Genomic DNA, 14,419 nt, shown 5'->3' with positions numbered 1-14,419 from the left:
TTAGAAGGTTACATGTAGTGTGATATCCATTGTCCGTGCAAAGGGATAACTAAGGCCACGTTCTGCCTTTATTGTTGAGAGGCGGAACAGTTCATTTGCACCGAGTTCCAGCCTTACCATACCAAGATGTAATTTCTTAAGGAGTTCCGGATTGAAGTCATAACTTATTGATAAGGAATTACAAGTAAGGACATTCTTGTTTTGTACAAAACGTTCTGTCGGTCGTGTTTGAGTAATGCTAAATAGTCCTGAAGACAAAGCTCTATATTTTGCCTTATCCCCTGGCTTTTGCCATCTGTCTGTCAGAACTCGTTTGTCTGCATTATACCTGTAAATGTCAGCATCTTCTACTTTTTCAACTAAAGTCGTGTTGTATTCTTGTCCCCCGAATTGATACATGAAAGTAGTAAATAGGCTCCAATTTTTGTAGCGTAAATTGAATCCAAATGATCCTTGTGCGTCAGGTTCCGTGTCTCCAAGTGCAACTTGTTCTGAGGCACTCCACTCGTACGTGAGTTCTCCGTTCTTCTTTACGAACAATTCTTGTCCGTTAGTAGGATCGATTCCAAGTGATCTCATACCGTAAATCGGGGTTAGAGAGCCACCCTCAACATATTGAGTGAAAGGAGTAGAAAGGTCATCTGCCTCATTATCATTAAAATGATCTACGACCAAATCATTGTAAGCTTTTAAACTTTCTGCAATTTTTGTGAATTTGCGTTTATCATGAGAAATGTTGAAGAAAGCGTTTAATGACCAATCTTGTGTATTTATAATCGTACTTTTCAAGTTGATTTCAAAACCTTTTCCTTCAACTTCTCCTAGATTATCTTTGTAGGTGGTAAATCCCGTAGAACTGGGTATCGTGACATCATTTACGAGATCCACGGTTCTGTCAAAATAGTAATCTCCACTGAATTGAATAGCTCCGTTAAATAAATCAAAATCTAACCCTAGATTTGTGGTGTATTTTTTCTCCCACCCTAGATTTTCATTACCAAAGGCAATTAATGAAGCTCCGTATCCGGTTTTATACCACTCATCATTTTGAATTTCATACATTGTTTGGGCCGTATATGAAGGGAAGTTTACTTTTCCCGTTAATCCATAGCTTACTCGTACTTTAAGTAAATTTACCCAGCCAATATTTTTCATGAAGTTGTAGTTGTGTAAATTGATACCGGCTCCTGTTGACCAAAAGGTAGCCCATTTTTTTTCACTTCCGAATTGTGAAGAACCATCTAAACGTAGTGATGCGTCGAATAAATAGATATTGTCGTAAGAGTAGTTTAATACTCCTACAAAGCCGACTAATCTCGTTTTACTTTGATCAACCAATGGTTTGGAATATATGTCTTCCGCATAGTTTGGAGATGTTAATTGACCGGATGGAAATCCCCGATACTCGGCACTGGTTGTTTTCCCATTTGTATTTTGGGAATTGATACCCATGTTGAAGTTGATGTTATTCTTTTCTATATTACGGTTGTATGAAATGTTTGCAGTAAGATCCCATGAGGTACCTTCTTCGTCAGTTGTTCTCAATTCTCCAGAAGTGAGGTTTGTCATGGAAAGAGGGGTTTGGTTTTTTGTTGATTTGGGATCAATAAAGTTATTTCGATGACTGGTTGTTTTGGTCATCTTGAACGTTGCTTTAGCCAAAAGATGAGGGGTGATGTACCAGTTAATCCCTGTTTCATTACTTAATTCATCTGAATCTGTTTTATCGAAACTACCTAATTGAGCTTCCCATAAAGGGTTAATTAGATCGCTATCTGTAAACCAAGTGCTTCCTCTCCAACGTTCTGTTTGTTTCACGTAATTACCATATTCATCAGTGGCTCGGTCATAGGGGAGTTTTTTCGTGTATTCGGAAAAACTACCATAAGGAGATTCTTTTGATTTGGTTTGTTGATAAGTTAATTTATTTTTGATTTGAAATTTGTTTAGGCGATAATCCACGGAAAGATCTGCTCCAATATTGTCACGAAACGATTCTTTCATGACTCCGTTTCCGTTATTATAGAACATATTTAAGCCAAAACGTAAATCTTCATGACCTCCTTCTAAGTATAGACTATGTTTATGGTTAAAAACTGTGCGTAAGGGTTTTGATAGCCAGTAAGTATCTACACCTTCTTTTATATTGGCTAACTTGTTGTAATATTCCTGTGTATAATCAAGTTGTTTTGCAGGTTCGTCATCAATAAATGCTCCGGCTAAAACTTCTGTTTCTAATTTCTCTCGGGCATTCATCAGGTTGTAATCACTAAGATCCGGTATGTTTAAAGTTCCTGTCATTGTGTAGGTGGCATGAACTTTTCCGGGAGTTGGTGGAATCGTGGTAATAACAACGACCCCGTTGGCGGCGCGGGAACCGTACATTGCCGTGGCTGCCGCATCTTTCAGAATCGTCATTGATTCGATCCGGTTGGGATCCATGTCATACACTTTTTGTATGCTTACTTGAAATCCATCCATGATAAACAAAGGTAAATTCGGGTTGTCTTTCAAGTTGGATTTAGATAATTTATCCGTATCCAATTCTTTAACCCCGATACCTGAACGTCCTCGGATATACATTTCGGGAAGGGCATTCGGGTCTGAACCCCATTGATTGTTTTCTACCATGCGAAATGCCGGATCAAATACTTGTAATGCTTTTATCACGTTGGTTTTAGAAACCTTCAAAAGTTCATCTCTTTTTACACTAACGGAACTACCTGTGAAACTTTCTTTACTGATGTTGACATAACCAGTAACAACGACTTCTTCCATTTGGGTTATATCTTCTTTAAGTTTTATTACAAGTTCTTTGTCATCTTTACTGGCATCATTGCTTACTGCCACTTGTTGGGTTTCATAACCAACGAAAGAAACAAGTAGAATGATACTGTCCATTTTAGGTAATTCTAGTTTAAATTTTCCATCATGGTCAGTGACAACACCTAATGTCGTGTTTTTTATCATGATAGTTGCGCCCGGTAACGAGAATCCTTTGTCATCAACAACTTTCCCCTTGATAACTCTTGATTTTTCGTTTTCTTTTGTTTTAGCTTCAGTCGGTTTAATGATGATAACATCACTTTCGATTTCGTAAGACAAATTCGTATTGGCTAGGGCTACTTTTAAAAATTCCTCGATGGATACATCTTGAAGGTTAATACTGCGCTTGCCGTATTTATTCACCTCTTCAACTCGGTAAAGGAATCTGTAATTTGTTTCTGTTCTGACGATTTTGATCATTTCGTCAATGGTCGCATTATCCATCTTAACACTTACTTTAGCAACTTGGGCAGAAGCATTTACCTCGAAGTTGATGGTTGTAATAACCACCATAAAAAGGGCTGTTCGTAAGATTTGGAGAATTTTTTCCCACCTTTGATGAAAATCAAAGGTGTACTTTCGTTTTTTTTCCATAACTTTGAATACTTAATAGTTTAAATAATCGATTTCTAAATTACCTGTTTATAAATTGATTACGAATGGGGGATAGGGCGATATCCCCTTTTATTTAGTCTGTATTTCTTCTACCATAATATTATTTCCGTTGATGATAAAGCGGATGGATGTTGCTTTTTCAATCATACCTAATGCTTTCCTGAAGTCTCCGTAACGTTCCAAATCCCCCGTGAAATGGTACGTTTTTACCGCTTGGTTTGCGTAGAAGACGTTAATATTATACCAACGGGATAGAGTTGTCATGATTTCTTCCAGAGGTTTATTTTCAAATACAAATAATCCTTTTTTCCAAGACGTGTATAATCGTAAATCCACTTTGCGCGTTGTGATACTCTTAGCTGTTTTTGAGTAAACAGCTTGTAACGAGGGGGTTAATATCGTTTCTTTTGTCCCGTCTGATACATTTACCGAGCCTTCACAGAGTGTTGTTTCAATCGTGTTTTCGTCCGGATAAGCTTGTACGTTGAATTGTGTCCCTAAAACTTTAACTTCAATTCCTTCAGAGAGTTTAACCGTAAAAGGTCTTTGGGGGTCTTTTGTAACAGCAAAATAAGCTTCTCCAGAAAGTGATACTTCTCGTTTAGTAGAATCAAATTGTAATGGAAAAGAGAGTTCTGAATCGGAGTTTATCCATACATGGGTACCATCCGGTAAAATGAGTTCATATTCTCCACCCTTGGGCACTTGAATAATATTATTTTTCTGTTGGGAAGTGGAAGTGGAAAATTCCATGTACTCAACAACATTTCCTTTATTGATAGCAATTAAACCATTACCTAATTCAAGTGTTTGAGAACTATCCTGTTGGAATAAACTAAACTGTTTTCCTTCCGGTGTAATTAATATGGCCTTTGAACTTCCAGTCTTGACTTCTGCTACTGGTAGGGGAGGAGTTTCTACTGGTTGTGATTCAGGAATAAGAATATACGTGAATGTAATGATGATGGCAACTGCGGCTGCACTTGACCACCATGTCAAATGGCGAGATTTACGTTTTTTTCCTAATACATGCTTCTCGACTTTTTTCCAAGATGAATTCGTGTTGAGTTGATTCACAAATTTATCTCTTTGACGTTTAGTCTCAGGATCTTGAATTCGATTGTCAAGCTCAATTGCCGAAAGAGAATTTTTTTCTCTTTCGTGCAATTCTGCTTCTTCTTCCGGTGAAAGCTCCCCAGTCATTTTTTGGGCTAGAAGCTGTGCAATTCGATATTCTTTATTAAATTCTGACATTACATTTTGAAATTGAAAACTATTTATCTATTTGTAGAACACATGTTCATTGCAAAAGGATGAATACAAAATCATTTTTTTTCAAGGAAAATACGTTTATTTTTTTCGACGTTTCCACCATAGTGCGAAATAGAGGAAGATTAGAAATCCGGGTAAAATACCCATGAAGAAGATGTTGATCCATATTCCCCAATTTTCATTGATGTAAACTCGATTATCTGATGAGCCTTTACGGCTGGTGTCAACCGGGAATTCCCCAAATGAAAGAAGGTAAAAGGACTCGGTTATTACACTGAAATTGGAGGCAGAAATACCATTTCGTTGGCGAGTGAGTTCTCCGTTGGCGATACAATCCGCATCTCCAAGGACAATAATACGTTGTTCTTTATTATTCACTTGCCGGTTTAGATACATCATGGTTGTATTTGCTTTTTCAATTTCTCCAATAGAAGGATTGATTTGAGCTGTGTCTTCAATAAAGTTTGTGGTTTCTAATTCATTCCATGAACCGGTAGAATCTGTTGTTAACATGGGTATAACGTTGAAACCTTTATCCTCTGTTTGTATTATGCCGACTGCAGAGGGCATAGTAACTTTGCTTTCCCAGGCAACGATTTGTTGAAATCTTTTGGCGATGTCAAGGGAAGTTGTGGTCGGGGTAGCTAAAATCAGATCAGCTGAGAAATCTTTACTTTCTTGGACGAGGATGCCGGGCATAAAAGATAAGCCTAAGGATTTTAGTAATGGGTTCATGTTTTCTTGACGGCGTGGTTCCCCAGCAATTAGAAGATTACGTCCATCTGCGATATAGTCTTCAATGATCTTTTGTTCTTTAGGTGATAATGCTGTACGCAAATCTGAGATGACAAGAATATCTATATTATCAGGGATACAATCTACACTATCAAGAGAAAGGGACACGCTTTCAAAACCTTGATTAACCAAAGAATTCCGGAATTCCTTGTATTGAGAGAAGGCATAATAATCACGATCTCCTACACCGTTGATGCTTCGTTCTCCATGTCCAGAAAGGAATGCAACGAGAGGTGGTTTTACGATCATGCGTTTTAGTGCGGCACTGATTTCAGTTTCAGTCGGATGACGGTAATTATCATCATATAAACGTAAATAGGATTTTTGGCCGTTACCTCTTTCGATTATGCGAACATACTTGTTGTATTCTCCGGAAAGGTCTTCTTTTGCTCTGATTTGTTCTGGTGTAAGAACTCTTTTTACATCCCAGTCCAATGCATCGCATATCTTTTTTAATCGTTGCTCATCGGTAAGACCGGGGTAACGTTGTTCTAGGGTAGGGTTATTCGTTTTGTCATAATAGTACACGTATTTCATCTTGATTTCCGGTTTGAAACGGATATATTTTTCAAAACGATTCAGATCTTCATTGTAATAACGCGGAAGAGCCCGGAAATAGTTTTCATCAAACATATTCACGTAAGTAGTAATCGTCAACGGGCCATCCAGTTTCTTCATGATGTCAAGACTGTTTTGAGTCAATGTGTTTTCTTTCATTTCTGTGGCATCATAATAACAACGAAGTGCGGGACGGGCACTGATATAGCCGATTAGAAGTGTTACAACGATAACACCCCCGTAACGGAAAAGGTTTTGTGAGGTGGAACGTTTTGTACGTTCTGCCTGTAGGCGCAAGATCGAAAGGGTGACGAAGAGGGTGATGACCAATATGAAGTACAAAAAGTCTTCACTGCAAATTAATCCTTTAAAGAATGTGTCTGCTCTTCCTGATATCGAAAGCCAGTATGTAATATCCCGAACAAACGGAATTTCTTGTCCAACATTGCCAATGTAATTCAACACTGCAAGTACGGCGAGGGTCCCGACTGCGGCAACGACTTGATAGGCGGTTAACGAGGACATGAACAGTCCGATTGCTGCATAGGCACAGATCATGAGAAATACTCCTAATAATGCTGTTAGAGCAAAAGGAGTTCCAACACTTTTGATCGTGAAAGCCGTGAATATATAGTAGATAAATAGAATGCCTACTAGTATTGCAGCATAAATAATCATGGAAAGATATTTCCCGAAAATAATTTGCCTATTTGTTACGGGGGAAGAATAAAGTAATTTGATAGAACCTCGATTGTATTCTTGACTCATGAGTCCCATTGTTAACAGGGGAATATACAGGAATAAATGTTCTTGCATACTGGAAATAGCTCCCGGCCAACCTAAAAGTAGGCGACCTGTGAGGGAACTGGGATTGAATCCGAGGGCTACCGAGCGCAGAATTCCATCCCATGCATTCGCATAAGCCATACCGGATTGAAAAGTGAAGATAATAAGAATCAACCAAGCTATTGGAGAATAAAATAGCGTGCTCAATTCATTTTTGGTTATCTTTAATATTGTTTTCATAGAATTTGCATTTACTGTTGTACTTTTTTTCCTGATAGTTGAGCAAAGATTGCATCTAGTGACTGACGTTCGAGTTGAATTTCTGAGAGTTGCCAATTATTCGAGACGCTGAGTTGCACAATGTGTTCACTGATATCCTTAGAGGCATCGAATTGTAAACGGTAATTACGGGCATTTACCTTTTCAACACGAGCAACTCCCTCTATAGTCTCTAGAGCAGATACAGGAGGGGTGGCATCAAATGTGACGATAAGGGTGGAAGGAGCCACGTAATTGTTGAATTCATCCATCGAACCGGAGAACACGAGCTTACCTTGTTCTATCATTTTGATATTATTACATGTTGCTTGTACTTCAGATAAAATATGTGTGGAAAGTAATACGGCACGATCTGTGGCAATCTCTTTAATCAAATGACGAATTTCTACAATCTGATTGGGATCAAGTCCGTTTGTCGGTTCATCAAGAACGACAAAACGGGGATTATGCACTATTGCTTGAGCTATCCCTACGCGTTGCTGATATCCGCCCGAGAGATTATTAATGATGCGTTCACGGAAATGTGTGATATCGCATCGTTTCATCGCTTGTTCTACGGCATGAGGTATTTGTTTTTCTTCCATTAGGCGCAGATGAGCGGCATAGGTTAAATATTCTTCTACCGTGATATCCGGGTAGAGGGGGGGCTTTTGGGGGAGGAATCCAATGTGTCGTTTGGCTTCAACAGGATTTGTTCGGAGATTATAACCATTTAGATATACCTCCCCCTCGGTCTGATTAAGCACGCCGCATATAATATTCATGGTGGTGGACTTTCCGGCTCCATTGGAACCAAGTAAACCTAACACCCCTTTCTCCTTGATCTCAAAACTAATGTCTTGTATGGCCCATTGTATGTGATATCGGTGAGATAAATGTTCTACCCTAACAATTGAATCTTCCATATATTTGTTTTATTTTAATCATGAATTTAAAAGCGTAAATCTGAAGTATTATTATCTTCCCTTGCGTTTGTACCATATCGTGAAACCAGTCAATGCTAATAGGAATGGGATGATCCCTAGAGCAAACAGGTTCATCCATGGCTCTATTTTTCTGGTCACACGTAAACCATTATCAATGGCTTGAGGACGGGATGTATCGATGGGGAATTCTCCGTATGACAGCCATTTAAAGGTTTCAGAAATGAAGTTGAAATTTATGGCGAACATACCGTTACGGCCATTAGCTAGCTCTGCATTACTGATACAATCGGCATCTCCGGTGATCACGATACGTTGTTCTTTGCCTCCATTAGCTCGGGTTAAAGAAAGTACGACTGGATAAGATTGTTCTTTTTCTCCAATTGCCTCGTTGAGGGATAATTTCCCGTCAAGGAAATCTGTAGTTTCAAGTTCATTCCAACTACCTCTTGGACGGGTTACAGCTATTGGTTTTATACTATATCCTTTGTTAGTCTCGTATTGGAGAGGGGAGGCGTCTGGCATTACAATCGTACCACCCCAACCTTTTAATTGGGCATAACTGAGACTTTGTGCGGCAGCTTGATCTGTCAATTGGGCCGTGATGATTGACGGAAGATAATCCGGATTTTGTTGTACAAGTGTACCTGGCATTAACTTTACCCCGAATTCTCCTAATATGGGATTCATTGCTTCTTGTCTGTTTGGTTCGCCTAGGATAAACAGATTTCCACCCCTTTCAATGTAATGTTTCAGTTTTTCCATTTCTTCAGGAGATAGTGGTGTTCTCATATCTGCAATGACAAGAATGTTTACATCTTCAGGGATTTCGTGTTCTTTAATTGAAAGTTCAAATGCATCAAATCCTTGATTAATCAATGATTGACGGAAATATATACTCTTGGCAAAAGTGTAGTAATAACGATCTCCTGAACTGTTAACACTTCGTTCCCCGTGTCCGGTTAAAAATGCGATTCTAGGTGCAGGGACAAGGAAACGTTTTAATGCTGTCGTGATTTCTGTTTCCGAGGGATGTTTCATCATGTCATTATAGAGGCGTAAGATGGTCTTTTGTCCGTTTTCTCTTTCCAGTACACGCACAAAACGATATCCCTCTGCTCGTAAATCAACGAGTTGGTCTATTTCTTCAGGAGAAAGGAACATATCAAAATCCAAATCCATGATTTTACAAATTTTTTCAGCTCGTTCCTTTTCTTGTAATTCTTCAAAACGTCCTGGAAATGATGGTTGTACAGAAGGTGCATAGTAGTAAACATACTTCATTTTAATTTCTGGCTTGAACCGGACATATTGTTCGAACCGGGCAAAATCATTTTTTAGTTGGTCAGGGAGAGCGCTGCCATAATTTTCATCCAAAATGTTCACGTATGTGGTAATGGTTAATCCACCTTCGAGTTTTTCTACAACTTCCTGGCTACCTGGAGTTAAAGTGTTTTTTTTCAATGCTGTGGCATCATAGTAAAACTTGCTTATTGGAAGCGATGTAAGGTATCCGATAAATAAAGCACCTCCTATAACTGCAAAATAACGTGCGAATGTAACCACCTTGCTTTTTCTTTTGCGGGCGGATTGTAATCGCATGATAGATAATATAATAAACAGGGAAATAACGATGATGAAATATAAAATATCTTCGCTACATATCATGCCGGATAGGAATGGATAAGTTCTTCCTGAGATTGATAACCAATAAGTAATATCCCGTACGAAAGAAATGCTTTGTCCGACATCACCGATGAAATTGAGAACGGCAAGAATTGCGAGTGTTCCCATGGCGGCAACTACTTGATAGGACGTGATGCTTGACATGAAAAGTCCGATCGCTGCATAGGCGCAAGTTAGCAGATAGAGTCCCAGTACTCCTGTGAGTACGTAGGGTAAATCCATGTTTTCTATGGTAAAGTAACCAAAAAAGACATAGATAAGAAGTATCATCATTAATATGAACCCATAAATCAGCATGGATAGATATTTCCCTAGAATAATTTGGGTGGTGGTGATGGGAGAAGAATAAAGGAATTTAATGGAACCGCTACTTAATTCTCGACTCATGAGCCCCATCGTGATCAAGGGGATATATAAATACAAATTATTCACCATGGAGACTAGTAATCCGGTATAACCGGCAAATGTTTGCATGGTTACTTCCCCTAAACCATACTCTAATGCCAGACGTTTTAGTTGTCCTCCAAAGTTTTCGCTGAAATTTAATCCAGCTTGGAAAGCAAAGATAACAAGGATTAACCAAGATACGGGCGAACAGAATAATATGCGAAGTTCTGTCTTCGCTAATCTGAATATTGTTTTCATGTTAAACACTATCTTTTATTTGTGAATATTTTTTCCAGATAATTGGGCAAAGGCTGCATCAAGAGAATCTCTTTCAAGGATGAGCTCCTGAAGACGCCAGTTATTCGTGACACTAAGTTCTATTATCTTTTTCGTGATATCAGGAGCTGTAGAGAACTGCATACGGAAACGAGTGTCGGTAATATGTTCCACATGGGTAATTCCGGGAATTTGTTGCAATTGTTCTATAGAAGGAGGGGTCCCCATGATAACAATGAAGGTATTGGGTTCCATGTAATGATTGAAATCTTCCATACTACCAGAAAAAACGACTTCCCCATGTTCTATCATTTTGATGTCATCGCATGTCGCTTGTACTTCCGGTAAGATATGAGTGGAAAGCATTACAGAATGATCTTCAGCTATTTCTTTGATTAAATGGCGTACTTCTACGATTTGATTCGGATCTAAACCATTGGTTGGTTCGTCTAGAACAACAAACTTGGGATTATGAACAATAGCTTGTGCAATTCCGACACGTTGTTGGTAACCTCCCGATAGGTTTCGGATTAAGCGTTTACTAAAATGGGAAATTCCGCATCGTGATTTTGCTTTTTCAACCGCAGTTTTTACTTGTGCCTTTTCAACATGTCTCATTAGGGCACAATGGGTAAGATATTCATCAACCGTGAGATCAGGGTATAATGGCGGTTTTTGAGGAAGGAATCCAATGTATTTTTTGGCTTCTACCGGATGTTCTCTGAGGTTGATACCGTTTATATATACTTCTCCTTCGGTTTGATTTAAAACACCACAAATGATGTTCATCGTGGTAGATTTGCCGGCACCATTAGAACCTAATAAACCGAGAGTTCCTTTACGTTTAATCTCAAAGTTGATATCCTTTATCGCCCATTGTACACTATAACGATGCGAAAGATGTTCGACTTTTACTACTGATTCTTCCATAAATTTTTATCGTGTTATTGAATTTGTATTCTATGTGCAGAACACGATACTATCTGAAAAGGATGAATCTAGATGTAGATTTTCACATTATTTTGACATTGCTTTTAGAATTATTTTTCTGCAAGAAATAATATGAGGAGATAAAAATAATCTTTAAGTGAATGTTTTAATGTGTATAATGCGTTGTATTTTAATGTTTTGACTGAATTTACTGAAATGTTTAATGTTTCTGCAATCTCTTTGTTTTGTTTACCCTCTAAATGCATTTTTATAATTTTTTTACTTTGGGGTGGTAATGCGTTTACTGCATCATCAATAATACGATAGGTTTCTTCCTCGATCAGATGGTTTTTAAAAATAACTTCTTTATTTTGTACTTCTGGGGATGTGTAATCAATGGTGTTTTTTTTATTTCTGATATGGTTGAAACATAGGTTTTTGACAGAAACGTAAAGGAACGTTTTCAAGCATGGAATATCATTGTAAGTTGTCCGTTTTTCCCACAACTTGATAAATGCCTCTTGAACAATATCCTCTGCAGCCTCTTCGTTCCCAATAAAACGCATGGCTACGAAGCACATCGAAGGATAAAATTCTCTGAATAGAGCTTCAAAGGCTTTGATGTCTCCATTTTTAATTGCTTCATATGTGATCTGACCATCCATAGTTTCATTAAACCTTCGTTTTATGAGTTCAAAAATAGTAAAAATAATTGCCTAACAACAACAAGTCTTCTTTATTTTTATCAATTGAGTATGAGATAGTTTTATTTTGAGGCTCAAAAAATCAAGAATTATTCATGGCTATCATAAAACGAACGTTTAATGATAACTTTTTAATAATCAATGATTAATATCTAGTTCTCTGATGTTGAATATTTTATATCGTACAAAAAAATGTTACTAGAAATGGGACGCTTAAATCGACCGTAATTCCGTGAACGATTGATATGATTACAAATTCTTTCCCGCAAAATTTTGTGATAATTGGAAGTGTGGTGTCTGCGGTGGTCGCTCCTCCCACGGAAATAGGGGCTAGTTTACCAAAATAGCGAACGAGCAAAGGGACGGCTAATAGAGCAATTAATTCACGGAGAATATTAGACACCAAGGCAATTGTACCCAGTTCTGCTCCTTTATATTGAGTGATAAAAATAGTAGAGAGGGAATAATATCCAAATCCAGAGCCTACCGCAAGACAATCGGTAAGGCTTTTACCACTAATAACTAGGCTGATTAAAGCGGAGCCGGCTAGAGTTCCGATAATGGTTGCCAATGGTACTAGAACAATTTTAAAGTTCTGGTGTTTCAGTGCTTCTAAAGCTTTTTTATCACTCCCAATGCTGATTCCGACGAGGAACATAAGTGCATATAGTGCGTAGAGCGTGGGCTCCTCTGCTGTTAACAAGTTTGGAATGTCAACGAATCGTCCAAGTAATACTCCTACGACAAAGAAAGAGACAATAATTATACTACCTTTCATGTAAATGTATTTATTTGGTGGTCATGAAGAAAAAACGATAAACACCCCATGCGCATAATACACTTCCAGTGACTGCTGCGAGGGTAATAAGTAAGGCATCTAATCCAATAGAGTCGAGATTATTCATCACGTCTCCGTTAGCACCAACCGTGATGCCTAAAAGAAATAAGAGGAGAAATATAGCATAATTAATAAGTTTTTGTACAAACTTCAAATTTCTCTCTTTAAAGGCATATCCTAAAATAATGCCGCAAATCATCAAGCTAATAACTATAATCATGATCTTAGATTTCTTTCCGCGAAACTACGATTTATTTTACAAAACAGCTATATTTATAAATTCGTACTTAAAATGTAACATTAATAAAATGTGTTACGTTAATACTATTGTATTTAAATCTTTAAAATGTTGTTATGAAAAAAGTGATTTCGTCTATAATTGCCCCCAATCAGAAGTTTTTAAGTTTGGGATTGTTAATTCTGCGTGTACTTGTTGGGATAACCATGTTAACTCATGGTTTAGCCAAATTAACGTCGTTCTCTGAATTGTCTGCTACATTTCTAGATCCTATTGGTTTAGGACGTACATTGTCGTTGATTTTAATTATTGGAGCTGAAGTTGGGTGTTCTTTGTTCGTTATCGTGGGAGCTTTCACTCGGTTAGCTACAATCCCGTTGGTGTTTTCTATGCTGGTGGTTATATTTGTCGTTCATGCCAGTGATCCATTTCAGATGAAAGAATTACCTTTACTATATTTAGGTATCTATATCCTATTATTTTTCACAGGTGCGGGGAGAATATCTATTGACACGATAATTTCTAAAAAGATAAATGTAGATATTCGAAAATAAGAAGAAAAGCAGGAATCCTAAGGGATTACCTGCTCTGTTCCGTCTAGAATGGGAATCACGTTTTCGTCTTCTTCTAATATGGTTGCTGTTATTAGCCAGTATATTAATAGAATGATGGCGATAGCAATTCCGATAATAGTCCAGGGATTAGTTCTTTTCTTTTTCATGCTTGCTAATATTATTAAATGTTTTGTTAAGCATGAACGTAAATAAATATGTTTTGTTTGTATATTCGAGAATTTTCTTGGATGTATAGACTGGAAAATGGCGCATAGTAAAAAAGCTGTGTTTAGGCATAAAGGTTGCATAGGCGGAAGATGAAGAATTTGGTATCGTTGCCCCCGTGAAGCTTTGCGCGGAATGCTTTGATTTTGGAGTTGATGGATTCGGCGGACGCGTTGGTTGAACGGTTGTCAAAATAGTTGATTATTTCATCGGAGTGTTCGTAAAATGTTGCCGCGATCGTGTTGAATGACTTGAATCCTGATTCGGCGACACGGTTGTACCAACGTGCCAGATTGAGCCTGGCATTGTCTACCGTTGACTTCTTGTTGGAGAATATTGCCCTGAGATGTTGTGACAGCCAGTAGGCTTTTTTAAGGTCCGGGTATAGCGAGAACATCAGGTCGACGCGCTGCCGCTGGGAGTCCGTCCACTTTTCCGGGGATTTGAACAGGGCATAGCGTCCACGGGCAAGCAGCTCTTTGAGCGTGTCGCCGTTGGAAAGGCGCGCGGGTTCATACTTTTCACCT

Annotated in this window: 12 protein-coding genes; 1 reads left to right on the top strand and 11 read right to left on the bottom strand. The window is 38.2% G+C overall.

Annotated features, from left to right (window positions below):
• The 9 genes from AB5542_RS11780 to AB5542_RS11740 all read right to left on the bottom strand — a co-directional run bounded on the left by AB5542_RS11780 (position 1) and on the right by AB5542_RS11740 (position 13,095).
• Positions 1-3,420 carry a SusC/RagA family TonB-linked outer membrane protein gene (locus tag AB5542_RS11780; RefSeq protein WP_288215278.1) on the bottom strand — a complete coding sequence of 1,140 codons (3,420 nt, stop codon included), beginning with the start codon at positions 3,418-3,420 and terminating at the stop codon, positions 1-3.
• Positions 3,421-3,510: 90 nt separating this feature from the next.
• Entirely contained in the window at positions 3,511-4,695 is a 1,185-nt protein-coding gene (locus tag AB5542_RS11775) for a FecR family protein (protein WP_279040884.1), read from the bottom strand.
• A 96-nt stretch (positions 4,696-4,791) separates the two neighbouring features.
• Complete coding sequence (locus tag AB5542_RS11770; protein WP_279040883.1) at positions 4,792-7,092, bottom strand: Gldg family protein; 2,301 nt, start codon at positions 7,090-7,092, stop codon at positions 4,792-4,794.
• Between the two features lie 11 nt (positions 7,093-7,103).
• Entirely contained in the window at positions 7,104-8,036 is a 933-nt protein-coding gene (locus AB5542_RS11765; protein ID WP_279040880.1) for an ABC transporter ATP-binding protein, read from the bottom strand.
• A gap of 51 nt (positions 8,037-8,087) precedes the next feature.
• A complete protein-coding gene (locus AB5542_RS11760) occupies positions 8,088-10,385 on the bottom strand; it encodes a Gldg family protein (protein WP_288215279.1) in 2,298 nt (765 codons plus the stop codon).
• 15 nt (positions 10,386-10,400) lie between these two features.
• Complete coding sequence (locus AB5542_RS11755; protein WP_279040876.1) at positions 10,401-11,333, bottom strand: ABC transporter ATP-binding protein; 933 nt, start codon at positions 11,331-11,333, stop codon at positions 10,401-10,403.
• Between the two features lie 110 nt (positions 11,334-11,443).
• Positions 11,444-11,998 (bottom strand): RNA polymerase sigma factor, encoded by a 555-nt coding sequence (locus tag AB5542_RS11750; RefSeq protein ID WP_368243082.1) that lies wholly within the window; start codon positions 11,996-11,998, stop codon positions 11,444-11,446.
• A 214-nt stretch (positions 11,999-12,212) separates the two neighbouring features.
• A complete protein-coding gene (locus AB5542_RS11745) occupies positions 12,213-12,815 on the bottom strand; it encodes a lysine exporter LysO family protein (RefSeq protein WP_279040874.1) in 603 nt (200 codons plus the stop codon).
• Between the two features lie 10 nt (positions 12,816-12,825).
• Positions 12,826-13,095, bottom strand: a complete 270-nt coding sequence (locus AB5542_RS11740) for a LysO family transporter (protein ID WP_270544059.1) — start codon at positions 13,093-13,095, stop codon at positions 12,826-12,828.
• A 134-nt stretch (positions 13,096-13,229) separates the two neighbouring features.
• Between AB5542_RS11740 and AB5542_RS11735 the strand changes: the two genes are divergently transcribed.
• Positions 13,230-13,667 carry a DoxX family protein gene (locus tag AB5542_RS11735; RefSeq protein WP_279040873.1) on the top strand — a complete coding sequence of 146 codons (438 nt, stop codon included), beginning with the start codon at positions 13,230-13,232 and terminating at the stop codon, positions 13,665-13,667.
• A gap of 17 nt (positions 13,668-13,684) precedes the next feature.
• Here AB5542_RS11735 and AB5542_RS11730 read toward each other — a convergent pair whose 3' ends face one another.
• Both AB5542_RS11730 and AB5542_RS11725 read right to left on the bottom strand, forming a co-directional pair.
• Positions 13,685-13,834: a hypothetical protein gene (locus AB5542_RS11730; protein WP_279040871.1), complete on the bottom strand. Its 150-nt coding sequence runs from the start codon at positions 13,832-13,834 to the stop codon at positions 13,685-13,687.
• Between the two features lie 122 nt (positions 13,835-13,956).
• Positions 13,957-14,419 (bottom strand): transposase (locus tag AB5542_RS11725; RefSeq protein ID WP_368243081.1); only part of this gene is annotated, 463 nt, incomplete at its 5' end.

The sequence above is a fragment of the Butyricimonas sp. RTP31003st1_G1_RTP31003_210430 genome (genome assembly GCF_040920905.1).
Lineage (GTDB): Bacteria > Bacteroidota > Bacteroidia > Bacteroidales > Marinifilaceae > Butyricimonas > Butyricimonas paravirosa.
Note: the sequence above shows the minus strand (reverse complement) of the source record. Positions and strands in the feature narration are given on the sequence as shown.